The 385-nt window shown below is 37.4% G+C and carries 1 protein-coding gene; it reads left to right on the top strand.

Translation table 11 applies throughout. From position 1 onward, the window contains the following. Positions 1 to 320: ABC transporter ATP-binding protein (locus tag DIU01_RS14055; RefSeq protein ID WP_367222087.1), on the top strand; the 320-nt coding region annotated here is incomplete at its 5' end. Positions 321 to 385: the final 65 nt, after the last annotated feature.

A 385-nucleotide genomic window follows, 5' to 3' on the forward strand; every position in this document is an offset into this window, starting at 1 on the left:
GTTTTTCTGGTGGAGAAAAGAAACGTAACGAGATTTTCCAAATGGCAATGCTAGAACCAAAATTAGCGATTCTAGACGAAACCGATTCAGGTTTGGATATCGATGCGCTAAGAATCGTTGCAAATGGTGTAAACAAGCTTAAAAACGAAAACAACGCGGTGTTAGTAATCACGCACTACCAACGTTTGTTAGATTATATCATTCCAGATTTCGTTCACGTTTTAATGGATGGAAAAATCGTAAAATCGGGCGGAAAAGAATTGGCTTACGAGCTTGAGGAAAAAGGATACGATTGGATTAAAGCAGAATTAGAAGTTTAAAAAAGTTCTCAGTTGTCTGTTTTCGGTTTCAAACTGACAACAAAAACAACTGACAACCGACAACA

This window comes from Flavobacterium sp. (assembly GCF_003525665.1).
Taxonomy (GTDB): Bacteria; Bacteroidota; Bacteroidia; order Flavobacteriales; family Flavobacteriaceae; genus Flavobacterium.